Origin of the sequence: Kitasatospora sp. NPDC004615 (assembly GCF_042873545.1) — a bacterium.
Lineage (GTDB): Bacteria > Actinomycetota > Actinomycetes > Streptomycetales > Streptomycetaceae > Kitasatospora.
Map to the genome: position 1 here is coordinate 215,126 of NZ_JBIALQ010000002.1, position 24,154 is coordinate 239,279.

Below are 24,154 nucleotides of genomic sequence, written 5' to 3' on the forward strand. Positions count from 1 at the left end.
CTTCGCAGCAAGTGCGTGAACGAGGCTCAAGTCCAAGGGACTTGGGCCTTTTTCGTTGTCCTTCGCACTCCCCCGACCGGTACGCTCCCCCGACACCTGAACGAGGGGGGAACCACCATGACCAACACCGTTCCGAACCTGTCCGACGACCGACTGGCCTGGCTGGCGGTCCGCGACCAGCTGAACAAGAAGGCCCGCCGGCCCGGGGCGTTCGGCTGGTTCACCGCGATCTTCGCCTTCCGGGGCGGATCGGCCGGACGGCAGGCGGCCGGGATGGCCGGGGACATGCGGCGCGACGCGGCCTCGGCGAAGCTGCACGAATACGCCTTCGCCGTGGACATCGCGGCCGAGTCACTCACCGCCGCCGAACGCGCGCACCTGCGGGCCACCGGCGAAGTCCCGCCGCACTTCCTGGCCGAGGTCGAACGCCGGGTGGCCGAGCGCAAGAAGCGCTGAGGCGGCGTCAACTCGGCTTGCGCTTGCGGTGATCGCCGCGCAGCACCAGGGCCGGGGTGGCCGGGTCGTAGGCGCCGCAGGCGGTGGTGGACCAGGGGGACCACTGGCGGGGGACGGCGAAGTACGGGACCAGCACGGGGCCCTTGCGACCGGGGGCGGCCTTGGCGGGGAGCAGCGCGGGCAGCACGTCGGGGGTCTGGCCGGCCAGGATCGCGGTGCGGCAGGAGCGGCAGGCGGGGCGCCGGTCCGCGGCGGCCTCCCGGACGGTGGTGTGGGCCCGTTGCCGGGTCTTGCGGTTCTTCGGCGCTTCCGCCGCGCTCTCGGCGGGGCCGTGCAGCGGGTTGTAGTAGCAGCGGACGACGAGCGGGCCCGGGCGCTGTCCGGCGTGCAACAGGTGGGCGGCGGCCAGGCGTTCGACGGCCTGCTCGGCCAGCACCACGGCGGCGGCCAGGTCGGGCAGGTCGGTGTCGCGGTGCTCGGCGGCGTCGAGCAGCCGGCCGGCCGCCTCGTACGCCTCCAGCGCCCACTGGTAGGCCCGGCGGGCGGCGGACTCCTCGGTGGGGAGCTGGAGTTCGGCGGCCCGGAAGACCGCGCCGGCGGTGGTGACCCGCTCGGCGGCGAGGTCGCGCAGCCGGTCCCGGAGGGCTTCCCACTCCCCCAGCACCAGGGCGTTGTGCTCGCGGATCTCCCGGCGGCTCGGGTGGTGTTCGGATGTCGGGGCGGGCCCCGCGGCTTTCAGGAACCACCAGCGGCGGAACACCGCGCCTCCCCCTCGTCTGCGTCGTCGCCCCATTGTGGGTGACGGCCCGGAGGGATTCCAGGGTTGGTCAGCTCGCGCGGGTGACCAGGTCGGCGACGGTGTGGTCGAAGTAGGCGCTGTAGGAGGTGCCGTCGGTGTCGCCGCCCTGCTGGTAGCCGCCGATGACGCCGATCACCTGCCCGGTGGCCGCGTCGATGAACGGGCCGCCACTGGTGCCGCCGGGGAAGGACGGGCCGTCGATGCGCCGCTGGAAGGTGTCCTCGCGGCTGGTGACGTTGGTGCACAGTATCGGCTTCTCGGCGCCGTCCGGGTAGCCGTACAGGCGGGTCTGCACCGTCCAGGCGGCGTTGATGCCGAGCGGGTTGCCGCCGACCACGTCCTCGACCCGCTGCCCGTTGCTGGGGGCGACGGCGAGGACGGCGAAGTCCTCGTCGGGGTCGTTGCCGTTCTGCCAGCCGTCCGCGGTGAACACCTTGCTGACCTGCCAACTCCCGAACGGGGCCTGGCCGTCGTGGTAGCCGGGGACGAAGGTGATGCTGCTGATGCCGGACAGGCAGTGCGCGGCGGTGAGGATCAGGTCGCGCCCGGGGCTGTCGATGACGCTGGCCGTGCAGAAGTGGTTGCCGGGCCCGATGTCGCCGGTGAACAGCGCGCCGACCCGGACCGACTCGGCGTTGACGGCGGCGTCGGCGGTGACGCCGAGCTTCACGTCCGGCGGCGCGAACGGCGGGATCTGCCGGCTGAGACCGGCGCTGGGGTCCGCGGACCCTGCGGCGGCGCCGGGCTGCTCGCTCGCACCGGTCTCCTCACCGGCACTCGGGCTCGGGCTCGCGTCGACCGTGGCGCCCGTGACGGGGGCGGGCGCCGGGGCCGAGGCGGCCATCGCGACGCTGTCGGCGCTGGTCCGCTGCCGCGGGTCGCGCACGTGGACGGAGAACAGCCCGGCGACGGCTATCACGCCGGCCACGCCGACGGCGAGGACCGAGCTGAGGACGACCGGGCGCAGCGAACGGCGCTTGCGCTGCTTGGCGTGCCGTCCCATGGTGCCCCGTTCCTGCCGACCGGAGGATCGTAGCGGTGTCCGCGTCGTTGTCGACGCGGACACCGGTGACCCGAGCTGTCTCGAATATGCGTCGCCGAGCTGGAAATGCCGTGATTCCTGGCTGGGAGACTCGTGAGATTTCCGGTGGCGGACAGCAGGGTCTCACGGCCGGGGCCGGGTGCGGGGACGGCGACACCCGGCGGGCGGGTCAGGCCCCGCCTACGCCACCGCTCTGGCCTCGGGCTGGGTGGCCCGGCCTCTGGCCTCGCCGGGCGCGGGCCGGTGGGTGATCATCAGGAACGCGACCACCGCGGCGGCCAGCAGGATGCCCATCGCAACAACGGTGGCGACCGTGTAGCCGTGCACCGCGCCCTGGGCCTGGACCAGTGGGTCGGTCGGGTTGCGGGTGGCGAGGTAGGTGGCGGTGGCGCTGGCGGCGATGGTGTTGAGCAGCGCGGTGCCGATCGAACCGCCCACCTGCTGGGCGCTGTTGATGATGGCGGAGGCGGCGCCGGTCTCCTGCGGGGCGACGCCGAGGGTGGACAGGTTGATGGCCGGCATGAAGACCAGGCCGAGGCCGATGCCGAGCAGCAGTTCGGCGGGCAGCACCAGTCCGGCGTACGAACTGTCCACCCGGAGCTGGGTGAGCCAGGCCATGCCGCCCGCGCCGATCAGCAGTCCGGGGACGATCAGGGCTCGGGTGGGGATGCGGGTCATCAGCCGGGAGCCGATGCCGGCCGAGCTGAGGATGATCGCGCCGGTCATCGGCAGGAACGAGACGCCGGCCCGGATCGGCGAGTACCCCTTGACCACCTGCATGTAGTACGTCAGGAACAGGAACAGCCCGTACATGGCGATCACGGCGAGGCCGACCGAGAGCGCGCTGCCGGCCCGGTTGCGGTCGCGGACCAGGTGCATCGGCAGCAGTGCGTGCGGGGTGCGCCGCTCGACCAGGGCGAACACGGCGAGCAGCGCGACACCGGTGCACAGCGCGGTGAGCACCAGCCAGTCGCCCCAGCCGCGGTCGACGGCCTCGGAGGTGCCGTAGACGATCAGCAGCAGTCCGCCGCAGCCGAGCACCGCGCCCGGCAGGTCGAGCCGGACCCGGTGGGAGCGGTCGATGTGGTCGCGGCGCAGCAGGTAGTAGGCGCCGAGCGCGGTGGCCGCGGCGATCGGGCCGTTGACGTACAGGCACCAGCGCCAGCTGAGGTACTCGGTGAGCAGGCCACCGGTGATCAGGCCGATCGCGGCGCCGCCGCCGGCCAGCGCGCCGAAGACGCCGAACGCGGTGGCCCGTTCACGTGCGTCGCGGAAGGTGATCGAAAGCAGCGACAGTGCGGACGGGGCGAGCAGCGCGCCGAAGCTGCCCTGTAGCGCGCGGGCGGCGAACAGCATGCCGCCGCTGGTGGCGAAGCCGCCGAGGCAGGACGCGGCGGCGAAGCCGAGCAGGCCGATGATGAAGGTGCGCTTGCGTCCGTAGAGGTCGCCGATCCGGCCGCCGAGCAGCAGCAGACCGCCGAAGGCCAGCGTGTAGGCGGTGATCACCCACTGCCGGTTGGCGTTGGAGATGCCCAGGTCGTGCTGGGCGGACGGGAGGGCGATGTTCACGATCGTCGCGTCCAGGACGATCATCAGCTGGGCGATGGCGATGACCGCCAGGGCCCACCAGCGGCGCGGGTCAACCGTCTGGGTGTCGGGGGCGTGCTGGGAGGTCACCGGAGGACCGCCTTCCGCCGAATCGGGAATGGGCCTGGTCGCGCGCACGGCGCTCTCTCCAGCCAAACGCCCGATCCGGTCATCGGCAAGGCGGTCTGTGTTCTTTTGTCACGATTTGGGACGTGGGACCCGGGTGCCCGGCCGCATCGGCCACCCGGGACACTCCCCCGGTTACAGCGCGCCCAGCTCCGTCACCAGGTCGTCCAGGCCCAGGGAGCCCTGCGACAGCGCCGCCATGTGCCACGCCTTCAGGTCGAACTCCTCGCCGCGCGCCTCGGCCGCCGCCCGGGCCGCCGCCCGGCCGCTCAGCCAGGCCCGCTCGCCGAGCTTGTAGCCGATCGCCTGACCGGGCAGGCCCAGGTAGCGGACCAGCTCGCTGTCCAGGAAGTCGGCGGACAGGCCGCAGTACGCGCCGAAGAACTCGCGGGCGCGCTCCGGCAGCATCGGCTCGCCCGCGGCGAACGGCGAGTCGGCCGGGAACTCCAGCTCGGCGTGCATGCCGATGTCCACGATCACCCGCAGCGCGCGCATCATCTGCGCGTTCAGGTAGCCCAGGCGGTGGCCCGGGTCGGTGAGGTAGCCCAGCTCGTCCATCAGGCGCTCGGCGTACAGCGCCCAGCCCTCCATGTTGGCGCTGACGCCGCCCAGGGTGACCTGGTAGGTGGACAGCCGGTCCGCCATGTACGTCCACTGCGCGAGCTGCAGGTGGTGGCCCGGGACGCCCTCGTGGTACCAGGTGGAGACCAGGTCCCACTCCGGGAACGCCTCGCGGCCCAGGGTCGGCAGCCAGGTCCGGCCGGGGCGGGAGAAGTCCAGCGACGGCTGGGTGTAGTACGGGGCGGCGGCGCTGCCGGGCGGCGCGATCCGCGACTCCACCTTCAGCAGCGGCTCGGCCAGGTCGAAGTGCACGCCCTGCAGGTCGTTGATCGCCCGGTCCATCAGGCCCTGCAGGTACTCCTGCACCTCCTGCTCGCCGCGGATCGCCGGGCCGTCGGTCTCCAGCCACTTCATCGCCTGCATCGGGGTCGACCCCGGCAGCACCTTCTCCGCCTCGACCCGCATCTGCGCGTCCAGGTCGTGGAACTGCTCCCACGCCCAGCGGTACGCCTCGTCCAGGTCCAGGTCGGCGCCCGTCCAGAACCGCACCCAGCGGGTGTAGCGCTCGCGGCCCATCGCGTCGGGGGTGCCCTGGGCGGCGGGGCCGTACACGTCGCGCATCCAGTCGCGCAGCTCGGCGAGGGCCGCCGTGGCCTCGACCGCGGTGGCGGTCAGCTGCTCGCGCAGGTGCTCCGGCGCGGGGGCGACCAGGTCGCCGAACCAGCCGCCGGGCCGCTCCGAGTCGATCCACTCCTCGAACTGGCCGACCACGGTGGTCACCTGGCGCGGCGCCGACAGCAGGCCGCGGCGCACGCCCTCCTCCAGGGTCTGCCGGTACTGGGCGAGCGCCTCCGGGAAACGGGCCAGCCGGCGGCCCAGCCGCAGCCAGTCCTCGTCGGTGTCGGTGGGCAGCAGGGTGAAGATCTCCCGGGTGTTGTGCACCGGCGAACCCAGGTTGCGGACCGACCGGAACTCCTCGCCCGCGTCGTGCACCGCGAGTTCCGCGATCAGCCGCTCGCGCAGCAGCCGGGCGCAGCGGCGCTCCGCCTCGTCCTCGATCGGGCCGGACGCCTCCAGCGCGTCCAGCTCGGCAAGGGTGCGGCGGGCCAGCTCGTCGAGGGCGGCGGTGCCCGCCGGGGACAGGTCGGTGAGCCGGTCGTCCTCCGGGTTGAGGCCGAGGTAGACCGCGGTCAGCGGGTCCAGCTCGGCGAGGGCGTGGACGTAGGAGTCGGCGATGCGGCGCGGAGTGGGGCCGCCGACGTGACGATCGTTCAGTTCATGAGCCATCCGGCCATCCTGTCGCAGCGGCGGACGAATTCAAGCCCCAACTGGAAGTGATCGCGTCAACTGCGTACCGGCCACCGGCGCCGCACCGCCTGCCCCGGATCCCACACCGGCCGGCCCCGGGTGATCGGACGGAACGCCAGCCCGATCAGCACCGCGCAGAAGTGCCCCAGGTCGGTGAAGGTGTGCGAGATCAGCAGCGGCACCAGGTAGAACACCACCAGCCCACAGCCGTACACCCACCGCCACCAGCCCGCCAGCCCCCACGTCAGGACGCCCTGCACCCCCGCCAGCGCGTACGACACCCCGACGTCCACGGTGTTCGCCATGTTCATCGGCAGCACCTGGTGGTGGACGCCCCACGCCACCACCCCCTGGCTGATGAACGTCGCCAGGACGTGCGCGGTCAGCGCCACCGTCAGCCAGCGCCGGGTGCCCAGCCAGCGCTCGGCCGGGACGTGGAAGATGTGGAACATCACGAAGTAGAACCAGAAGTTCGCCTGCTCCGTCCAGATCAGGCTGGCCACCAGGACATGCACCGGGTGCGAAGTCAGCTGATCGATATTGGTGGACCGTTTCTGCAGGAAATAGTGCAGCGCGGCCGGATCCTTCTGACCCACCACAAAACTCGTGACCGCGAGCAGCAGCAGCCACACGTACGTCCCCGGAGACCTGCCGATCCACCGACCGACCGCCCGAACCCACCGCACCGGCCGCTCCTCGTCGCACTCCACCGACACCTGCTCACAGTCTGCGGTCGGCGGCAACCACCCGCCCGACGATTACGCTGGCACCCATGGCAGCGACCCCCTCCCGCACCGAGGCCCAGCGCCCCCGGCGCGCCACCTACCGCCGACTGCCCGTCCAGCAACGGCGCGAACAACTCATCGCCGTCGCCCTCGAACTCTTCGCCGCCCGCCCGCCCGAGGACGTCTCACTCGACGACGTCGCCGAGGCCGCCGGCGCGTCCCGCCCCCTCGTCTACCGCTACTTCGCCGGCGGCAAGCAGCAGCTCTACGAAGCCGCCCTGCGCAGCGCCGCCACCGAACTCACCCAGCGCTTCACGGTCTCCGCGACCCCCGGCACCCCCACCCAGCAACTCGGCGCCGTCCTCCACCGCTACTTCGCGTTCGTCGACGAACACGCCGCCGGCTACGCCGCACTCCTCCGCGGCGGCTCCGTGGTCGAGACCGCCCGCACCTCCGCCATCGTCGACGACGTCCGCAGGGCGGCGATCCGCCGCACCCTGCGCCACCTGGGCGTCCGCGAGGCCGGCCCGCGACTCACCCTGCTGGTCCGCTCCTGGATCTCGGTGGTGGAAGCCTCCGCGATCAGCTGGCTCGACGAGGGCCACCAGATCCCCCTCGACTCCCTCTGCGACTGGCTGGTCGACCAGTTCGTCGTGATGGCCGCCGCAACGGCCGTCCGCGACGAACAGACGGCCGAAGTCCTACGCAACTGGCTCCAGTTGGAGACGGAGGACAGCCCGGCGGGGGTGCTCATGGGACGCCTCCGCGATGTGGGACTGCCAGGGTGAGGCGAAGGCAGGGAGGGCACAACCAGGGGCGCGGGGAACTGCGCGAAGCGGAAGCACCCAACCGCAAGATCGCGGCGCAGGACAAGGACTTGCACTTGATCGCGACCCTACGGACCGGTGAGCGCTTGTCGCGCAGTTCCGCCCCCTCGGCTTCGCCTGGGGGTACCCCCAGCGCCCCTGGTTTCGCACCCGCCCGCGGTCAGGTTTCCCGCTGGGGGCGGTACTCCGCCTCCTCGACGCCGAACGTCCAGGCCACGCCCGCCCTCGCGGTGCGGACGGACGGGGGGACGCGGAGGTAGTACGTGCGGTAGGTGCCGTCCGGTTCGGGGGTGGAGTTGACCACCTCGACCATCACCACCGGTTCGTCGTCGGGGAGTTGGATCCGCCAGAGCACGCCCGTCTCGTCCCGGTGCAGCGGCTTCGCGCCGCTCTCCGCCAGGTACCTCTCGTAGCCGAAGTGCTCCAGCATGACGCGGCGCAGTTCGGCGTTCTCCTCGGCGCGGATCCGCTCCGCGGTGAGGCCGGTCAGCTGCTCCAGGAAGTCCGCGGGGACGGGCATGCCACGCCACGCGTACAGCGCGAAGCCGTCGGCGTAGGCGAGGGCGGGGCCGTCGGCGCGGTCGAGGCGGCCGGCTTCGTCGCGGTGCAGGGCGACGGGGCGTTCGCTGAGCAGCACGGTGCTCTCGAAGGGCCACCACCAGCCGGTCTGCCGGGCGACGCCGGCCAGCGCGGCGAGCGCCTCGTCGCCGGTGCCCGCGGTGTCGAACGCCGCGAACCAGGCAGCGTCGTGCTGCCCGGCGACGGCGTCGACCAGGGCGAGCCGGACCCTGGCGCGGGCTTCGCCGGCCACCCGGCGGCGTTCCTTGTTCTCGGGCTTGCGGGATTCCTCCCAGTCGAGCGGTTCGGGCTCGGGGGCGAAGTGGTCGAGCAGAGCGGCGCGGACGCGTTCGGCGGGGAGCGTGGTGGTGGCGGCGAGTTCGGCGCCGGTCGCGCCCCAGATCTCGGCCCAGCCGCCGGGGCCGTGTGCGGTGAACGCGGCGGTGCGGGCGCGTTCCCAGGCGGCGGTGCGCACCTGTTCGCGAACGTTGGCGCCGAACTCCTCGCGGTGGTCGAGCAGTTCGGTGACGGCGGCGAGCGGCGAGGGGTACCAGCGGAACGCGGTGGGCTCGGCCAGCCCGGCGGCCCGGTAGGCGGCGCGGACGGCGTGTTCGGCGGTGGCCCGGTCGGCCGGCCCGGTGGCGGCGGCGACGGCCCGCCAGTGCGCCACCGAGGCGTCGGCGGGACGGCCGGTCAGCTGCGTGCTCATCAGTTCTGTCCTCAATCCTTAAGGGGTGCTCAGTCCGCGACGATCCGGACCGCGCCGGGCGCGTACTCGCGCTGCCGGACCACCCGGAACCAGCCGGTGGGCAGCGGGATCGCCGCGTGCTCCTCGTGCACGACCTTGCCGCCCTCCGGCAGGTGCAGCCAGGCCCGGCCGAACGGGCCGGACTCGCGCAGCAGTTCGCCCGGGCCGACCACCGCGTGGGCGTGGCCGGTGACTTCGCCGAGGGCCAGCACCAGCCGGCCGCGGCCGTCCCGCGGCTGGCGGGGCAGGTGGGCCACCGCGGCCGGTACCGCGCTCTGTTCGACCGGCACGATCAGTACGTCACCCTGGCGGTACACGGAGTCCTCCCGCGGTCGGGTCCGGCCGGGCGCCGGACGTCCCGACCGGAAAACTAGGCGGCGCCACCGACAACACCACGCCAGAGAACTCCCCGTGCGGGTGAACGTCGGGGGCGGCTGGTAGACAGGGTCAGGCCCCACGACGAGCAGCCAGGAGCGGCGCGCATGACCATCAATCAGCACATCGAGGAGTTCCACGGCCTCCCCGTCACCGACTTCCGGACCGCCGAGGCGGAGGGGAAGAAGCTGCCGGCAGCCGCGGCCACCGCCTGGCGGATCGGGCTGGACTACGAGGAGGAGCGCGAGTTCGGTGAGGTCTGGGCGGCGTTCCTGAAGACCGTCGCGCTGGAGGAGGTCACCGCGCTGGTGCTCGGCCCCTGGTTCTCCGAGGAGCCGGAGTCGCTGTCCGGGGTGCTGCCGACGGTGCTCGCCGCCGCCGACCGATTCCCGGCGCTGCGGGCGCTGTTCATCGGCGACATCATCGCGGAGGAGTGCGAGATCTCCTGGATCCAGATGTCCGAGATCACGCCGGTCTTCGCCGCCTTCCCCCAGTTGGAGGAGCTGGTGGTGCGCGGCACCGACGGCGACTACGACGGCAAGGACTCGCTCTCCCTGAAGCCGGTGAAGCACGAGAAGCTGAAGGCGCTGCGCTTCGAGGCCGGCGGCCTGCCGGGCTCGGTGGTCCGCTCGGTCGCGGCCTGCGACTTCCCGGCGCTGGAGAAGCTGGAGCTGTGGCTCGGCGTCGACAACTACGGCGGCGACTGGACGATGGAGGACCTCGGCCCGTTCCTGTCCGGCGCCAACCTGCCGTCGCTGACGTACCTCGGCCTGCAGAACGCCGAACAGCAGGACCGGATCGCCGCGCTGGTCGCCCAGGCCCCGGTGGTGCCCCGGCTGACCGGGCTGGCGCTGTCCATGGGCGCGCTCACCGACGAGGGCGCGGCGGCGCTGCTGGAGGGCCAGCCGCTCACCCACCTGAAGAAGCTCGACCTGCACCACCACTACCTCACCGAGGGCATGCGGAAGCGCCTGCGGGACGCCCTGCCCGGCGTCGAGATCGACCTCTCCCAGGCCGAGGACCCGAACGACAACTGGCGCTACGTCGCCGTCTCCGAGTAGGCGGAGGTCCTGCGTTGACGCCGCCGAAGCTGGTCGTCCTGGGCTGCCCCGGGCACCGGAGGGTCACCCTGTTCGCCGCCGCGGCCCGCGCCGCCGGCCTGCCGGAGCCCGCCGTGCTGCCCTGGTCCTCGGTGCTGCGCGGACGGTACGAGCTGCCGCCCGGCGCGGTGGTGCGGGTCGACTCGCCCGGCGAGGACCCGGAGGCCGACCGGCTGCTGCGCGGCGCCGCACTGGGTGACAGCTACGCGGCCACCCGGGTCGAGGGCGGACCGGCCTGGTACGCGGGCGTCACCGCCGCACTCCGCGAACTGGCCGCCCGGCCCGGGGTGCGGATGCTCGGCGATCCGGAGGAGATCGCCGTGATGTTCGACAAGCGCCGCGCGCACGCGGCGCTGGCCGCCGCGGGGGTGCCGGTTCCGCCCGCGCTGCCCGGCGAACTCCCGTCCTCCTTCGAGGAGTTGCGGGAACGGATGGCGTCCGCCGGGATGCGCCGGGTGTTCCTCAAACCGGTGCACGGCTCCTCCGCCTCGGGGGTGGTGGCGCTGGAGTTCGGCCCGCGCGGGCAGGTCCAGGCCACCACCTCGGTGGAGGTCGCCCCGGACGGGCTGCACAACTCGCTCACCGTCCGCCGCTACCGCGACGCGGCCGAGGTCGCCGCACTCGTCGACCGGCTCGCCCCGGAGGGCCTGCACGTCGAACAGTGGGTCCCCAAGTCCGGCCAGGGCGGCCTCGCCGCGGACCTGCGGGTACTGGTGGTCGGCGGCCGGGCCACCCACGTGGTGGTCCGCACCAGCCGCCACCCCATGACCAACCTCCACCTCGGCGGCGCCCGCGGCGAGTTGGTCGCCGTCCGCGCCGCCGCCGGCGACACCTGGCCCACCCTGCTCGCCACCGCGGAAGCCGCCGCAAGCTGCTTCCCGCACGCCCCGATGGTCGGCGTCGACCTGCTCCCCCACGCCCGCTGGCGCCGCACCCTGATCGGCGAAGTCAACGCCTTCGGCGACCTCCTCCCCAACCTCCCGGGCCTGCCGGACGGCCCGGCCCCGGGGCTCGACACCTACGCGGCGCAGTTGGCTTCGCCGAAGTACCGGGAGGCGCTTTTCCCAGCCCCCGGCGGGGAGCGCGAGCGGGTGCGAAACCAGGGGCGCGTGGGGGCACCGCCCAGCCCGCCAGGACTAGGGCGAGAACTGCGCGAAGCGGAAGAGCTCCCCCGGCCGGATCCGCTCACCCCGCAGCCAGTTGACGCCCCGGCGGCCCAAGCTCCGCAATCAGCCTCCACGCCCCGCCAGGGGCCGCTGGGGGTACCCCCAGGCGAAGCCGAGGGGGCGGAACTGCGCGAGACGGAAGGGCAGCACCGGCCGGATCCGTCCACCCCGCAGCCAGTTGACACCCCGGCGGCGTAACCCCGAAGGAACTCCCTTGCAGCACGGCATACCGAACATGAACGAGATCGTCGGCACCCACGATCTCCTCCTCGTCACCATCGACACCCTCCGCTACGACGTCGCCGAAGAGCTTCTCGCCGCCGGCCGCCTCCCCAATCTCGCCCGGGTGATCCCGAACGGAGCCTGGGAGCGCCGCCACTCCCCCGGCAGCTTCACGTACGCCGCGCACCAGGCGATCCTGGCCGGTTTCCTCCCCACGCCCGCGTCCCCCAATGGCCCGCACCCGCGTCTGTTCGCCGCGCGTTTCGCCGGCTCCGAGTCGACCGAGTCCCGCACCTGGGTGTTCGACGCGCCCGATCTGCCGACGGCTCTCGCCGCGGCCGGTTACCACACGGTCTGCATCGGTGGCGTCGGGTTCTTCAACAAGCAGGGCCCGCTGGGTTCCGTTCTCCCCGGCCTGTTCCAGGAGAGCCACTGGGCACCGGAGTTGGGTGTCCCGTCCCCGACCTCGTTCGAGTCGCAGGTGGCGGTGGCCGAGCGGGTCGCGGCAGAGCAGCCGTCCGACCAGCCGCTGTTCCTGTTCATCAACGTCTCCGCGCTGCACCAGCCGAACTGGTTCCACCTCCCGGGCGCGACCCGTGAGGACGGCGACTCCCGGGCCAGTCACGCGGCCGCGCTGGAGTACGTGGACGCGCATCTGGGGCGGTTGTTCGCGGCGATGTCCGCCCGCCGTCCGTGTTTCGCGATCGTCTGCTCGGACCACGGCACCGCGTACGGCGAGGACGGTTACACCGGTCACCGGATCGGCCACGAGGTGGTCTGGACGGTGCCGTACGCGCACTTCACCCTCCCGGCGACCACCCAGGAGCACCGATGACGCTCGCCGAGTCCCCGTACCAGTCGTACGTCTACGCGTACCCGCACAAAACGGCCTATCGCCCGCTGCCCGACCGCCCGCCGCTGGCGGACCTGTGGCGGGGCGAGAAGCAGGACGCGCTCTCCCTCTATCTGCACATCCCGTTCTGCGAGGTGCGCTGCGGCTTCTGCAATCTGTTCACCCGGATCGGCAGCCCGGAGGGCCTGACCACTGCTTACCTGGACGCGCTGGAGCGGCAGGCCGGCCAGGCCCGGGAGGCCCTCTCCGGCAGCGCCGAATTCGCTCTCGCGGCGTTCGGCGGCGGCACGCCCACCTATCTGACGGCGGCCGAGCTGGAGCGTCTCTGCGACATCGCCGAGCACCGGATGGGCGCGGATCTGCGGTCCATCCCCCTCTCCGTCGAGGCCTCCCCCGACACCGCCACCGCGGACCGCCTCCAGGTCCTGGCCGAGCGCGGCACGACGCGGCTGAGCCTGGGCGTGCAGTCGTTCCTGGACGAGGAGGCGAGGTCGGCGGTCCGGCCACAGAAGCGGGCGGCGGTGGAGGCGGCGCTCGGCCGGGTCCGGGACGCGGGCTTCCCGGTGCTGAACATCGACCTGATCTACGGCATCGACGGCCAGACGGTCGCCAGCTGGATCAAGTCCCTTGACGCAGCGCTGAGTTGGCAGCCCGAGGAGCTGTACCTGTACCCGCTGTACATCCGCCCGCTGACCGGCCTCGGCCGGCACGCCGACAACCGGCACACCGACAACGCGCCGTCTCCCGAATGGGACGCCCAGCGCCTGACGCTCTACCGTGCCGGCCGCGACCACCTGCTGGCGAACGGCTACGAGCAGGTGTCGATGCGGATGTTCCGCCGTTCCGGCGCGGCCTGCGCGAGCGCCGGCGAGTACGCCTGCCAGACCGACGGCATGGTGGGCCTGGGCTGCGGGGCGCGTTCGTACACCTCGAAGCTGCACTACTCCTTCGACTACGCGGTGGACGCCCGCGAGGTCCGCCGGATCATCGACGACTACGTGGCGGCGCCGGACTTCTCGCGCGCCGAACTGGGCTGGGAGATGACGGACGAGGAGACCCGCCGCCGCCATCTGGTGCAGTCGCTGCTGCAGGGCGAGGGCGTCGACCTGGCGGCCTACCGGGAGCGCTTCGGCAGCAGCCCCGAGCAGGACTTCCCGTCCGAACTGGCCGGGTTCGCCGCCAACAACTGGCTGGCGGCCGGCGCGGACCGGCTGCTGCTCACCGCGGAGGGCCTGGCCTGGTCGGACGCGATCGGCCCGCGGCTGTTCTCCGCCGGGGTGCGCGAGCGGATGGCGGGGTACTCGCCGAAATGAGCGCACTGACCGTCCTGTACCGGGGCCCGCTGTCCTCCTGCGACTACGACTGCCCGTACTGCCCGTTCGCCAAGCGGCGGGACCCCCCGGAGCTGCTGCGCACCGACCGGGCCGCGCTGGAGCGGTTCACCGCCTGGGCGTCCCGGTACGAACACGGCCGTCTCTCCGTCCTGTTCACGCCGTGGGGCGAGGGCCTGGTGCGGTCCTGGTACCGGCGGGCGATGGTGGAGCTGAGCCGGCTGCCACACCTGGAGCGGGTGGCGATCCAGACCAACGCGAGCTGCCGCACCGGCTGGCTGGCCGAGGCGGACCTGTCGAAGCTGGCGCTCTGGGTGACGTACCACCCGGGCCAGGTGACGGAGCAGCGTTTCCTCGCCAAGTGCGCCGAACTGACGGCACTGGGCGTGCGGTTCAGCGTCGGCGTGGTCGGGCAGCCGGAGCACCTGGCGGCGGCCCGCCGGCTGCGCGCGGCGCTGCCGGCGTCCGTCTACCTGTGGGTGAACGCGGCGGACGGGCTCACGTACACCGACGCGGAGGCGGCCGAGTGGACGGAGCTGGACCCGCTGTTCGGCTACAGCCGCCACCCGCACCGCAGCGCGGGCCTGCCGTGCCGCACCGGGGAGAGCGTGGTGTCGGTGGACGGGGACGGCACGGTGCGTCGCTGCCACTTCGTCCGACCGCCGCTGGGCAACCTGTACGACGACTCCTACCGGGCCCAACTGCGGGCGCGCGCCTGCCCGTTGGGCGAGTGCGACTGCCACATCGGCTATGTGCACCTGGAGTCGCTGCCGCTGTACGACGTGTTCGCGGGCGGGGTGCTGGAGCGCATCCCGCACGGCTGGTGACCGGCCCGGCCCTCCGCCCCACGACACCCGCGGTCGTACCGGATACGCTCCAAGCACCCCGAGCCCTCCGGAGAGTCCGCCATGGCCAAGCAGCCCCCGCACCGCGACCCCGCCCAGGACGCGCCGCACGTCGGACCTCCGGCGCACGCCGCCGCCGGTCTGCCCGCGATCGGTCACACCCTGCGGATGGCCGCCGACCAGATGTCCCCGGGCCGGGTACTCTCCACCCTGCGCAAGGTCAACCAGCAGGACGGCTTCGACTGCCCGGGCTGCGCCTGGCCCGACCCGGACAAGCCGCACCTGGCGGAGTTCTGCGAGAACGGCGCGAAGGCGGTCGCCGAGGAGGCCACCGAGCGGCGGATAACCCCCGAGTTCTTCGCCGCCCACCCGGTCGCCGACCTCGCCGAGCGCTCCGGCTACTGGCTCGGCCAGCAGGGCCGCCTCACCACCCCGATGCTGCTCGACGAGGGCGCCACCCACTACGCGCCGATCGGCTGGGACGAGGCGTTCGCGCTGATCGCCGCCGAGCTCACCGCGCTGGGATCCGCGAACGAGGCGGCGTTCTACACCTCCGGCCGGACGTCCAACGAGGCGGCCTTCGCCTACCAGTTGTTCGCCCGCCGGCTGGGCACCAACAATCTGCCCGACTGCTCCAACATGTGCCACGAGTCCTCGGGTTCGGCGCTCACCGAGACACTCGGCGTCGGCAAGGGCAGCGTCTCGCTCAAGGACCTGTACCAGGCCGACCTGATCATCGTCGCGGGCCAGAACCCGGGCACCAACCACCCCCGGATGCTCTCCGCGCTGGAGCGCGCCAAGCGGGCCGGCGCGAAGATCGTCAGCGTCAACCCGCTGCCCGAGGCCGGCCTGGAGCGGTTCAAGAACCCGCAGACCCCGCGCGGCCTGGTCGGCGGCGGCACCAAGCTCACCGACCTGTTCCTGCAGATCCGCCTCGGCGGCGACCTGGCGCTGTTCCGGGCGCTGAACCACCTGCTGCTCACCACCCCCGGCGCCGTCGACGAGGCGTTCGTCGCCGAACACTGCGCCGGGTACCAGGAGTTCACCGCCGAGGCGGCCGACCTCGACCGCCCGGCCACGCTGGCCGCCACCGGCCTGCCGTGGGAGCAGATCGAGGAACTGCACCGCCTGGTGCTCTCCTCGCAGAAGATCATCGTCTGCTGGGCGATGGGCCTGACCCAGCACAAGCACTCGGTGCCGACCATCCGCGAGGTGGTCAACTTCCTGCTGCTGCGCGGCAACGTCGGCCGCCCCGGCGCGGGCGTCTGCCCGGTGCGCGGGCACAGCAACGTGCAGGGCGACCGCACGATGGGCATCTTCGAACGCCCGAGCACCGCGTTCCTGGACGCCCTGGGCCAGGAGTTCGAGTTCGAGCCGCCGCGCGCCCACGGCTTCGACACCGTCGACACCATCCGGGCGATGCGCGACGGCCGGGTCAAGGTGTTCTTCGCGATGGGCGGCAACTTCGTCTCCGCGAGCCCCGACACCGACGCCACCGAGGCCGCGATGCGCCGCTGCCGGCTGACCGTGCACGTCTCCACCAAGCTGAACCGCTCGCACGTGATCACCGGCGCCCGCGCGCTGATCCTGCCCACCCTGGGCCGCACCGACCGGGACGTCAGCACGCTCGGCCCGCAGTTCGTCAGCGTCGAGGACTCGATGGGCATGGTGCACTCCTCGCGCGGCGGCCTGCGCCCGCCCGCGCCCGAGCTGCTCTCCGAGGTGGCGATCGTCAGCCGGCTGGCCCGCGCCGCGCTCGGCCCGCAGGACCCCACGCCGTGGGAGGAGTTCGCCCGCGACTACGACCTGATCCGGGACCGGATCGCCCGCGTGATCCCCGGCTTCGACGACTTCAACGCCAAGGTCCGCCGCCCCGGCGGCTTCGCCCTGCCGCACGCCCCGCGCGACAGCCGCAGCTTCCCCACCGCCACCGGCAAGGCCAACTTCACCGTCAACCCGCTCACCGCCCCCGACGTCCCGCCGGGCCGGCTGCTGCTCCAGACGCTCCGCTCGCACGACCAGTACAACACCACCGTGTACGGCCTGGACGACCGCTACCGGGGCATCAAGGGCGGCCGCCGGGTGGTCCTGGTCAACCCCGCCGACGCCGCCGAACTCGGCCTCACCGACGGGCAGTTCGTCGACCTGGTCGGCGAGTGGAAGGACGGCGTGGAGCGCCGCGCCCCGCGTTTCCGGGTGGTGCACTACCCGGTGGCCCGGGGCGGCGCGGCCGCCTACTACCCGGAGACCAACGTGCTGGTGCCACTGGACTCCACCGCGGACATCAGCAACACCCCGACCTCCAAGGCCGTGGTGGTCCGCCTGGAGCCAACCGCCTGACCGTCCGACCCGCCTGGGCCGCCCGGGCCGCCGTCCTGCGACGGCGGCCCGGTCGGTCAGTTGCCCGTCGGCGCGGCCGAACCCGACCCGGAGGCCGACGCGGCGCCGGACGGCGAGCCGGAGGCCGAACCGCTCGCCGATCCGCTGGGCGAGCTGCTCGAACCGGTGCTCGGCGAGCCGCTGCCACCGGGCTGCGACGGGGTGGTGCCGGGGTTGCTGGGCTTCGTGCCCGGCCCCGGGACGTTCGGGCCCGGGGTGCTCGGCGCAGGCGTGCTCGGCGCGGGCGTGCTCGGCGCCGGCGGCAGCGTGGACGGCTTGGCGGGCCCGATCTTCGACTCGCCGGCCTTCACGTCCGGCACCTTCCACTCGCCGCCCGCGTCGTCCGCCGAGTCCTCCGGGTCGGGCCGGACGGCGCCCAGGATCGGCATCGCGCCGACCTTCGACACCTTCACCACGTCGCCGGTGCGCGGGGCCTGCACGACCAGGCCGCCGCCGATGTACATCCCGATGTGGGTGGCGCCACCGTAGTAGACCACCAGGTCACCGGGGCGCATCTCGTTCAGCGCCACGTGCTTGAGCTGCGCCCACTGCTCCTGGCTGGTGCGCGGGATGGCCTTCCCGGCGTGCAGCCAGGCCTGCGAGGTGAGGCCCGAGCAGTCGAACACGTCCGGCCCGGCACCGCCCCACACGTAGTCCTTGCCGAGCTGCTGGAGCGCGTACTGCACCGCCTTGCGGCCCATCGCGGACGGCGTGCGCTCGCCCTTGCCGAGTGCGCCGGATGCCAGGAAGGTCAGCTGCGCCTGGTCGGCCTGCTGCTTCTCCAGCGCCTCCAGCTCGCTGCGCTGGGCGCCGGTGAGCGAGCCGACCAGGGTCTCCACGTCGGCCAGCTTCTTGGCCACGGTGTTCTTCTGCTGCTCCTGCTGACCGGCCAGCGTCTGCGCCTCGGTCAGCGCCTGCTGGGCGGCCAGCTGCGCGGCGGCGAGGGTGTCCCGGTCGGACTTCAGCCGCTCCAGGAACTCCTTCTGCGAGCGCCCGGCGGAGTCCAGCAGTCCGGCGATCACCACCGCCTCGTACGGGTCCTTGGCCAGCAGCATCTCGGCGTACCCGGATATCTGGCTGTTGCGGTACTGCGCGCCGGCCAGCTGGGCGGCCAGGTCGTTGCCGGTGTCCACGGCCTCCTGCTGCCGGGTCACCCGGGCGTTCAGGTCCTGGACGTTGGCCTGCTGCTCGGCGAGCCGGGCCACCGTGCCGTTGTACTGCTCGGTGGCGGCCTCGGCCTCCTGGTACAGGGTGTGCAGCTGCTCCAGCAGCGGGCCGAGGGTCCGCTTGGCCTCGGCCAGCGGGTCGGCCCCGGGGGCGGAGGTCGAGGCTCCGGGGTCCGGCGCGGCGTACGCGGCGGAGGCGAACGGCAAGGTCAGTGCGGCGACGGCGAGCACCGCCCCGCAACGCAGTGCGGCGCGTACCCACGGCCGCATCCCGGTCGACTCCGCGCGCTGCCCTGCCCCCATCGGCCGGCCCTCCCCTGGTTCCCGTCGGCGATCGGACCGATCCTGCCATGCGGAGGGAGTTCCCGGCAGATGCCCAGGGGGGCGTGAAGTGAATTCTCATCCGCGCGGGAGTGTGACAACCCTCTCATCGGATTCCGCGATCTCCATGGAAAACCGACGCCCCGGCAACTCCCGCGCCACCCAAGGAACCACAACTCCGTGCCGAGTTAACCTCCCGTTCACCATCGCTTCCTACGGTCACCGAGGACAGCAACGTCAGTCCGACACCTTCGACGATTGTTTGGGTATGGAACACATCACGTTCCTGGTGGCCGTTGTGATCATCACGGCGCTCGCCTTCGACTTCACGAACGGCTTCCACGACACCGCCAACGCGATGGCCACCTCCATCGCCACCGGCGCCCTCAAGCCCAAGGTCGCCGTGGCCATCGCCGCGGTGCTGAACTTCGGTGGTGCCTTCCTCTCGGTCAAGGTGGCCACCACCATCTCGGGTGGCATCGTCAACGAGAAGGCCGGACTGCAACCCTCGATCATCTTCGCCGCCCTGGTCGGCGCGATCCTGTGGAACCTGCTGACCTGGCTCAAGGGCCTGCCCTCGTCCTCCTCGCACGCCCTGTACGGCGGCCTGATCGGCGCGACCGTGGTCGGCGCCGGCATCGGCGGCGTCAACTTCAGCGTCGTGGTCTCCAAGATCCTGATCCCGGCGGTGGCCTCCCCGATCATCGCGGGCGTCGCTTCCTGGGGCGCCACCAAGCTGGCCTACCTGATCGCCGGCAGCAGCCCGAAGAAGAGCACCGAGAAGGGCTTCCGGCGGGGCCAGATCTTCTCCTCCTCGCTGATCTCGCTGGCGCACGGCACCAACGACGCGCAGAAGACCATGGGCATCATCACGCTGACCCTGATCTCGGCCGGCCAGCTGCACAAGGGCGACGGCCCGCCGACCTGGGTGATCATCAGCGCCGGTCTGGCGATCGCGCTGGGCACCTACATGGGCGGCTGGCGGATCATCCGTTCGATGGGCTCCGGCCTGGCCGACATCCGGCCGCCGCAGGGCTTCGCCTCGGAGACCGCCGCCGCGACCGTGATCCTGACCTCCTCGCACATGGGCTACGGCCTGTCCACCACCCAGGTCTGCTCCGGCGGCATCATGGGCGCGGGCCTCGGCGGCCCGTCGGGCAAGCTGCGCTGGGGCATGGTCCGCCGCATGGTCTACACCTGGGGCCTGACCCTGCCGGCCGCCGCCGCGGTGTCCGGCCTGGCCGCCCTGATCGCGAACCAGGGCGACTGGGGCGTGGCCGTGGTCGGCGTGGCGCTGGTGCTCGGCGCCGGCTCGATGTGGCTGATCTCCCGCCGCCAGCCGGTGCACGCCGGCAACGTGCACGACAGCGAGACGGTGGACCTGCCGGTCACCGGCAGCCCGACCGGCCAGACCACCATCGCGGCCTGAAAGGACTACGAATCATGCACATCAAGTGGGCCGCTCTGGCCGAGACCGCGGGCGTCAGCCTGGCCGTCACCCTCGCCGTCGTCACCGTCTTCGCGCTGGGCAACCTGGCACTGACCCGCCGCGAGGCGGCCGTCGAGGCCGGCACCGGCAAGGGCGTCCCGGCCCTGGCCGCCGCGGTCGCGTGCTTCACCGCCTGCGCCGCGGTGGTCGCGTACGGCATCTCGCTGATCGCCGCCAAGTAACGCGAGCAGACACGACGAAGGGCCCCGCCATCCGGCGGGGCCCTTCACGCATGTCGGCAGCGATCAGTCGGTGACCAGCTCCGCGGCCTTGGCGGCCGGGGCGGCGGCCCGGTCGTCGTCGGCGGTGCGCAGCGGCACCTCGCGGATGAACAGCACCAGCAGGAAGCCGACCACCGCGAACGGGGCGGCGACCAGGAACACGGTGCCGACGCCGTGCCCGAACGCGTCGGTGACCAGCGGGACGATCCGGGCGGGCAGCGCGTGCAGGTCCGGGATGCCGTCGCCGCCGCCCGCGGGGGCGGGCAGACCGGCCTTGACGAAGTTCTCCGCCATGTACGAGGCGACCTTGTGCCCCAGCAGCGCGCCGAGCGCGGAGACGCCCATCGCGCCGCCCATGGTGCGGAAGAAGGTGACCACCGAGCTGGCCGCGCCCAGTTCGTGGCGCGGGACGGTGTTCTGCACCGCGAGGACCAGGTTCTGGCTGGTCAGGCCGAGGCCGATACCGGCCACCGCCATGTAGAGCGCGAGCAGCCCGTACGAGGTGCCGGCCCGGGCGGTGCCCATCAGGCCGAGTCCGACGGCGAGCATCACGGTGCCGCCCACCAGGTAGCCCTTCCACTTGCCGTACTTGGTGATGAGCTTTCCGGCCACCGTGGAGGACACCGCGAGGCCGAGGATCATCGGCAGGGTGAGCAGACCGGCCTGGGTGGGGGTCTTCTCCTTGGCGAGCTGGAAGTACTGGCCGAGGAAGGTGGTGGTGCCGTACATGCCGACGCCGACGAAGGCGGAGGCCACCGAGGCGAGCGCGACGGTGCGGTGGCGGAACAGGTCGAGCGGGATCAGCGGCTCGGCGGCGCGCTTCTCGACGGCGACGAACAGTCCGGCCAGTGCCAGGCCGCCGAGCACCATCACCGCGGTCTGCCAGGACACCCAGTCGTAGTTCTTGCCGGCCAGCGAGATCCAGATCATCAGCAGGCTGACGGCGGCGGTGATCAGCACCGCGCCCAGGTAGTCGATCTTCGGCTTGCGGACGGTCTGCTCGGGGAGCTTCAGGGTGCGCTGCAGCACCAGGATGGCGAGCAGGGCGAACGGGACGCCGACGTAGAAGCACCAGCGCCAGCCGAGCCAGGAGGTGTCCACGATGACGCCGCCGATCAGCGGGCCGCCGAGGGTGGCGAGTGCGAACACCGCGCCGAAGTAGCCGCTGTACCGGCCGCGCTCGCGCGGCGGGACCATCGCGGCCAGGCAGATCTGGCCGAGCGCGATCACACCGCCGGCGCCGATGCCCTGCAGCACGCGGCAGAAGATCAGCATGCCGATGCTCTGCGACAGACCGGCCAGTGCCGAGGAGAGCACGTAGATCGCCATGGCGATCTGGACCAGCAGCTTCTTGCTGACCAGGTCGGAGAGCTTGCCCCAGAGCGGGGTGGCGGCGGTGATCGAGAGCAGGGCGGCGGTGACCACCCAGGTGTAGGCGGACTCGCCACCGTGCAGGTCGTGGAGGATCCGCGGGAGCGCGTTGGAGACGACCGTGGAGGACAGCACGGCCACGAACAGGCCGAGCAGCAGGCCCGAGAGGGCTTCGAGCACTTGGCGGTGGGACATCTGGGCCTGCGGGAGTGTCTGGGGGGTCGTCGACATGCGTTTCCTTCGACTAAAAATTCGTTGCCTCAAGCAACTATACGCCGATAGTTGACTAAGACAACTTTATTCAAGTCAAAGTAAAGGGCCCCCTCAAAGGCCCAGGTCAGAACGGGTCAGACCCCTTCGGTCAGCTCGTTGAACCGCTCCAGCAGGCGCGCGAACTGCTCCAACTCGCCCACCTCCCACGCCTCCAGCGAGGCCCGGAAGCGCGCCATCCGCGCCTCCCGGGCGGCCGCGAACCGCCGCTCGCCCTCCTCGGTCAGCGACACCAGCGAGGCCCGCCGGTCCAGCGGGTCGGTCTCCCGCCGCAGCAGCCCCAGTTCCTCGATCGCCCGGATCTGCCGGCTCACCGTGGCCTTGCCCACGCCGAAGTGCAGCCCGATGTCGGTCACCCGCGCCTGCCCGGACTCCCGGATGAAGGAGAGCAGGACGTACGCCCCGGCCTCCAGCTCGGGGTGCACCTGCCGGGAGACCTCGGCGGCCCGGGCCCTGCTGCGCCGGAACAGCGTCGCCACCTCGCGCTCGACCGCGAGAAATGCCAGTTCGGCGGCGTTCGGCTCTGCCGCGGGGTCGTTCATGGCGCTCAGTATCGCGCAGCCTGCACGTTCTCCGGGGCGCAACTGTTTCATGATATTAAGTATCCGATTTGTGTACTGGTACCGGATTGATAGGGAGATGCCCGCCCATGGCAGAGCCTGCAAAGGGATTCGTCGCCGACCTCAAGGACGCGGTGACACCACGCGCGTTCCTCCTGGTTGTCGCCGTCCTGCTGCTCCAGCTCGGCTTCATCACCTCGTACGTGGGTGCTCTCCACCAGCCGAAGCCGCACCAGCTGTCCATCGCAGTGGTTGCCCCGCCCGAGGTCGCTCCGAAGCTGACCGCCGCCCTGGAGTCCGTCCCGGACGACGCGGTGCGCGCGTCCGTCGTGCCCGACGCGGAGACCGCGAAGGCCCGGATCAAGGACCAGAAGATCTACGCGGCCTGGGTGTTCGACCCGGCCGGCACCCAGGACACCCTGCTGGTCGCCGAGGCCCGCGGCCCGGCCGCCTCCGGCGCCGCCGAGCTGATCGTCACCAAGGTCGCGGCCGCCCAGCACCGCACCGTCGAGGTGCAGGACACCATTCCGCTGGCCTCCGGCGACGGCAAGGGCCTGTCCAGCTTCTACCTGGTGGTCGGCTGGTGCGTCGGCGGCTACCTGGTCGCCTCGATCCTCGGCGTCAGCGCCGGTGCCCGCCCCGCCAACGCCAACCGGGCCGCGGTGCGCCTGGGCACCCTGGCGCTGTACTCGATCGCCGCGGGCTTCGGCGGCACGCTGATCACCGGCCCGATCCTGGACGCGCTGCCCGGCTCGATCCTGGCGCTGTCCGCGATCGGCGCGCTCGTGGTGTTCTCGGTCGGCGCGTTCACCATGGCGCTGCAGTGCCTGTTCGACATCATCGGCATCGGCGTGGCCGTGCTGGTGTTCGTGGTGCTGGGCAACCCCAGCGCGGGCGGCGTCTACCCGCCGCCGCTGCTGCCGACGTTCTGGCGGGCGATCGGCGAGTGGATCCCGAACGGCGCCGGCACCTCGGCCACCCGCTCCATCGCCTACCTGGGCTCGTCCGCGATGGCGATGCCGCTGACGGTGCTGGCGGTCTGGGCCGCGATCGGTGTCGCGGTGACCTTCGTCGCGGCGGCCCGCCGTCCGCTCGTCGGCCGCCCCGCCTCCGCGGAGGCGTGAGCGGCCGTCACGGAAAGGGGCGGGGTCAGACCCGCTCGGTCGCCCGCCCCTGCTCCTCGTTCACCCGGTCCGACAACCGGGTGAACACGTACCGGTTCATCGCCCAGTAGCGGAACACCATCGCCAGCAGGGTGCCCAGGATCATGCCGCTGAGGAAGTCGGCGACCTCCTGGGTCATGTGGGTGACGTGCGGTTCCCGCAGGTCGAACAGGTAGCGCGAGGCCGCCAGCGGAAGGTCGTTGACACCGACCGCGAGAGCGCTGACCACGACGAACAGGACAGCCTCGCGATGCTTGCCGGCGGCCCGGAAGGACCACTGCCGGTTCAGCACGTACGAGACGCCGGTGGCGATCACGGTCGCGACGGTCAGGGCGACGAGCGGCTTGGCCTCGAAGACGGTCATCTTCAGAGCGAAGTTGATCAACATGGTGAGCACGAAGCAGGTTCCTCCGACCACGAGGAACTTCACCAACTTGCGGTGCTTGACCAGGAACGGACGGAAGTTCTCCGGCATTGCGGTCAGCGCGCGCTGCGTAGGGGACGGCATGCCGGAAGTCTGCCATGGGCCACAATCGGCAACCACCAGGGGCCGGGGAGTGGACACTCCCCGGCCCCTCGGCCGTC

At 72.2% G+C, this 24,154-nt stretch carries 22 protein-coding genes; 11 read left to right on the forward strand and 11 right to left on the reverse strand.

Annotation, left to right across the window (positions count from 1 at the left end):
* Positions 1-117: 117 nt before the first annotated feature.
* On the forward strand, positions 118-456 hold the full coding sequence (locus ACFYS8_RS07870; protein WP_387637318.1) for a hypothetical protein: 339 nt from the start codon (positions 118-120) through the stop codon (positions 454-456).
* Positions 457-463: 7 nt separating this feature from the next.
* Here ACFYS8_RS07870 and ACFYS8_RS07875 read toward each other — a convergent pair whose 3' ends face one another.
* The 5 genes from ACFYS8_RS07875 to ACFYS8_RS07895 form a co-directional block, all read right to left on the reverse strand.
* Complete coding sequence (locus tag ACFYS8_RS07875) at positions 464-1,216, reverse strand: hypothetical protein (protein ID WP_387637320.1); 753 nt, start codon at positions 1,214-1,216, stop codon at positions 464-466.
* Between the two features lie 67 nt (positions 1,217-1,283).
* Complete coding sequence (locus ACFYS8_RS07880; protein ID WP_387637322.1) at positions 1,284-2,258, reverse strand: trypsin-like serine peptidase; 975 nt, start codon at positions 2,256-2,258, stop codon at positions 1,284-1,286.
* A 219-nt stretch (positions 2,259-2,477) separates the two neighbouring features.
* On the reverse strand, positions 2,478-3,974 hold the full coding sequence (locus tag ACFYS8_RS07885; protein WP_387637325.1) for an MFS transporter: 1,497 nt from the start codon (positions 3,972-3,974) through the stop codon (positions 2,478-2,480).
* 171 nt (positions 3,975-4,145) lie between these two features.
* Entirely contained in the window at positions 4,146-5,858 is a 1,713-nt protein-coding gene (locus ACFYS8_RS07890; protein ID WP_387637328.1) for a DUF885 domain-containing protein, read from the reverse strand.
* Between the two features lie 56 nt (positions 5,859-5,914).
* Positions 5,915-6,565, reverse strand: coding sequence for a rhomboid-like protein (locus tag ACFYS8_RS07895; protein ID WP_387637331.1), 651 nt, complete (start codon positions 6,563-6,565; stop codon positions 5,915-5,917).
* Positions 6,566-6,651: 86 nt separating this feature from the next.
* Here ACFYS8_RS07895 and ACFYS8_RS07900 point away from each other — a divergent pair, with 86 nt between their 5' ends.
* On the forward strand, positions 6,652-7,392 hold the full coding sequence (locus tag ACFYS8_RS07900; RefSeq protein ID WP_387637334.1) for a TetR/AcrR family transcriptional regulator: 741 nt from the start codon (positions 6,652-6,654) through the stop codon (positions 7,390-7,392).
* Between the two features lie 199 nt (positions 7,393-7,591).
* Here ACFYS8_RS07900 and ACFYS8_RS07905 read toward each other — a convergent pair whose 3' ends face one another.
* Entirely contained in the window at positions 7,592-8,698 is a 1,107-nt protein-coding gene (locus ACFYS8_RS07905) for a DUF6745 domain-containing protein (protein WP_387637337.1), read from the reverse strand.
* A 29-nt stretch (positions 8,699-8,727) separates the two neighbouring features.
* Positions 8,728-9,054: a hypothetical protein gene (locus tag ACFYS8_RS07910; RefSeq protein ID WP_387637340.1), complete on the reverse strand. Its 327-nt coding sequence runs from the start codon at positions 9,052-9,054 to the stop codon at positions 8,728-8,730.
* A 165-nt stretch (positions 9,055-9,219) separates the two neighbouring features.
* Between ACFYS8_RS07910 and ACFYS8_RS07915 the strand changes: the two genes are divergently transcribed.
* The 6 genes from ACFYS8_RS07915 to ACFYS8_RS07940 all read left to right on the forward strand — a co-directional run bounded on the left by ACFYS8_RS07915 (position 9,220) and on the right by ACFYS8_RS07940 (position 16,969).
* Positions 9,220-10,173, forward strand: a complete 954-nt coding sequence (locus tag ACFYS8_RS07915; protein WP_387637343.1) for an STM4015 family protein — start codon at positions 9,220-9,222, stop codon at positions 10,171-10,173.
* A 14-nt stretch (positions 10,174-10,187) separates the two neighbouring features.
* Entirely contained in the window at positions 10,188-11,576 is a 1,389-nt protein-coding gene (locus tag ACFYS8_RS07920; protein WP_387637345.1) for an STM4014 family protein, read from the forward strand.
* A gap of 37 nt (positions 11,577-11,613) precedes the next feature.
* On the forward strand, positions 11,614-12,435 hold the full coding sequence (locus tag ACFYS8_RS07925; RefSeq protein ID WP_387638846.1) for an STM4013/SEN3800 family hydrolase: 822 nt from the start codon (positions 11,614-11,616) through the stop codon (positions 12,433-12,435).
* On the forward strand, positions 12,432-13,766 hold the full coding sequence (locus ACFYS8_RS07930; protein ID WP_387637347.1) for an STM4012 family radical SAM protein: 1,335 nt from the start codon (positions 12,432-12,434) through the stop codon (positions 13,764-13,766). The genes ACFYS8_RS07925 and ACFYS8_RS07930 overlap by 4 nt, the downstream gene beginning before the upstream one ends.
* A complete protein-coding gene (locus tag ACFYS8_RS07935; protein WP_387637350.1) occupies positions 13,763-14,611 on the forward strand; it encodes an STM4011 family radical SAM protein in 849 nt (282 codons plus the stop codon). The genes ACFYS8_RS07930 and ACFYS8_RS07935 overlap by 4 nt, the downstream gene beginning before the upstream one ends.
* 81 nt (positions 14,612-14,692) lie before the next feature.
* The gene (locus ACFYS8_RS07940) at positions 14,693-16,969 is read left to right on the forward strand and encodes an FdhF/YdeP family oxidoreductase (RefSeq protein WP_387637353.1); all 2,277 of its coding nucleotides are present in this window, start codon (positions 14,693-14,695) and stop codon (positions 16,967-16,969) included.
* A gap of 56 nt (positions 16,970-17,025) precedes the next feature.
* On the opposite strand, the gene ACFYS8_RS07945 is transcribed toward ACFYS8_RS07940, so the two are convergent.
* A complete protein-coding gene (locus ACFYS8_RS07945; RefSeq protein WP_387637356.1) occupies positions 17,026-18,477 on the reverse strand; it encodes an NlpC/P60 family protein in 1,452 nt (483 codons plus the stop codon).
* Between the two features lie 286 nt (positions 18,478-18,763).
* On the opposite strand from ACFYS8_RS07945, the gene ACFYS8_RS07950 reads away from it, so the two are divergent.
* Positions 18,764-19,924: an anion permease gene (locus ACFYS8_RS07950; RefSeq protein ID WP_387637359.1), complete on the forward strand. Its 1,161-nt coding sequence runs from the start codon at positions 18,764-18,766 to the stop codon at positions 19,922-19,924.
* A 14-nt stretch (positions 19,925-19,938) separates the two neighbouring features.
* Positions 19,939-20,166 (forward strand): hypothetical protein, encoded by a 228-nt coding sequence (locus ACFYS8_RS07955; protein WP_387637362.1) that lies wholly within the window; start codon positions 19,939-19,941, stop codon positions 20,164-20,166.
* 63 nt (positions 20,167-20,229) lie between these two features.
* Here the strand turns inward: ACFYS8_RS07955 and ACFYS8_RS07960 are convergent, their stop codons facing one another.
* Together ACFYS8_RS07960 and ACFYS8_RS07965 are read right to left on the reverse strand one after the other, a co-directional pair.
* Positions 20,230-21,807, reverse strand: coding sequence for an MDR family MFS transporter (locus ACFYS8_RS07960; RefSeq protein WP_387637364.1), 1,578 nt, complete (start codon positions 21,805-21,807; stop codon positions 20,230-20,232).
* A 116-nt stretch (positions 21,808-21,923) separates the two neighbouring features.
* Positions 21,924-22,388: a MarR family winged helix-turn-helix transcriptional regulator gene (locus tag ACFYS8_RS07965; RefSeq protein WP_387637366.1), complete on the reverse strand. Its 465-nt coding sequence runs from the start codon at positions 22,386-22,388 to the stop codon at positions 21,924-21,926.
* A 107-nt stretch (positions 22,389-22,495) separates the two neighbouring features.
* Here ACFYS8_RS07965 and ACFYS8_RS07970 point away from each other — a divergent pair, with 107 nt between their 5' ends.
* Positions 22,496-23,530, forward strand: a complete 1,035-nt coding sequence (locus ACFYS8_RS07970) for a DUF3533 domain-containing protein (RefSeq protein ID WP_387637369.1) — start codon at positions 22,496-22,498, stop codon at positions 23,528-23,530.
* A gap of 25 nt (positions 23,531-23,555) precedes the next feature.
* Here the strand turns inward: ACFYS8_RS07970 and ACFYS8_RS07975 are convergent, their stop codons facing one another.
* The gene (locus ACFYS8_RS07975) at positions 23,556-24,077 is read right to left on the reverse strand and encodes a GtrA family protein (RefSeq protein WP_387637372.1); all 522 of its coding nucleotides are present in this window, start codon (positions 24,075-24,077) and stop codon (positions 23,556-23,558) included.
* Positions 24,078-24,154: the final 77 nt, after the last annotated feature.

Coding starts and splice junctions, on each gene's coding strand:
- ACFYS8_RS07900 (WP_387637334.1), top strand. CDS start 6,652: ATGGCAGCGACCCCCTCCCGCACCGAGGCCCAGCGCCCCCGGCGCGCC.
- ACFYS8_RS07955 (WP_387637362.1), top strand. CDS start 19,939: ATGCACATCAAGTGGGCCGCTCTGGCCGAGACCGCGGGCGTCAGCCTG.
- ACFYS8_RS07930 (WP_387637347.1), top strand. CDS start 12,432: ATGACGCTCGCCGAGTCCCCGTACCAGTCGTACGTCTACGCGTACCCG.
- ACFYS8_RS07880 (WP_387637322.1), bottom strand. CDS start 2,258: ATGGGACGGCACGCCAAGCAGCGCAAGCGCCGTTCGCTGCGCCCGGTC.
- ACFYS8_RS07965 (WP_387637366.1), bottom strand. CDS start 22,388: ATGAACGACCCCGCGGCAGAGCCGAACGCCGCCGAACTGGCATTTCTC.
- ACFYS8_RS07975 (WP_387637372.1), bottom strand. CDS start 24,077: ATGCCGTCCCCTACGCAGCGCGCGCTGACCGCAATGCCGGAGAACTTC.
- ACFYS8_RS07905 (WP_387637337.1), bottom strand. CDS start 8,698: ATGAGCACGCAGCTGACCGGCCGTCCCGCCGACGCCTCGGTGGCGCAC.
- ACFYS8_RS07915 (WP_387637343.1), top strand. CDS start 9,220: ATGACCATCAATCAGCACATCGAGGAGTTCCACGGCCTCCCCGTCACC.
- ACFYS8_RS07935 (WP_387637350.1), top strand. CDS start 13,763: ATGAGCGCACTGACCGTCCTGTACCGGGGCCCGCTGTCCTCCTGCGAC.
- ACFYS8_RS07940 (WP_387637353.1), top strand. CDS start 14,693: ATGGCCAAGCAGCCCCCGCACCGCGACCCCGCCCAGGACGCGCCGCAC.
- ACFYS8_RS07970 (WP_387637369.1), top strand. CDS start 22,496: ATGGCAGAGCCTGCAAAGGGATTCGTCGCCGACCTCAAGGACGCGGTG.
- ACFYS8_RS07925 (WP_387638846.1), top strand. CDS start 11,614: ATGAACGAGATCGTCGGCACCCACGATCTCCTCCTCGTCACCATCGAC.
- ACFYS8_RS07945 (WP_387637356.1), bottom strand. CDS start 18,477: ATGGGGGCAGGGCAGCGCGCGGAGTCGACCGGGATGCGGCCGTGGGTA.
- ACFYS8_RS07960 (WP_387637364.1), bottom strand. CDS start 21,807: ATGTCGACGACCCCCCAGACACTCCCGCAGGCCCAGATGTCCCACCGC.
- ACFYS8_RS07950 (WP_387637359.1), top strand. CDS start 18,764: ATGGAACACATCACGTTCCTGGTGGCCGTTGTGATCATCACGGCGCTC.
- ACFYS8_RS07890 (WP_387637328.1), bottom strand. CDS start 5,858: ATGGCTCATGAACTGAACGATCGTCACGTCGGCGGCCCCACTCCGCGC.
- ACFYS8_RS07870 (WP_387637318.1), top strand. CDS start 118: ATGACCAACACCGTTCCGAACCTGTCCGACGACCGACTGGCCTGGCTG.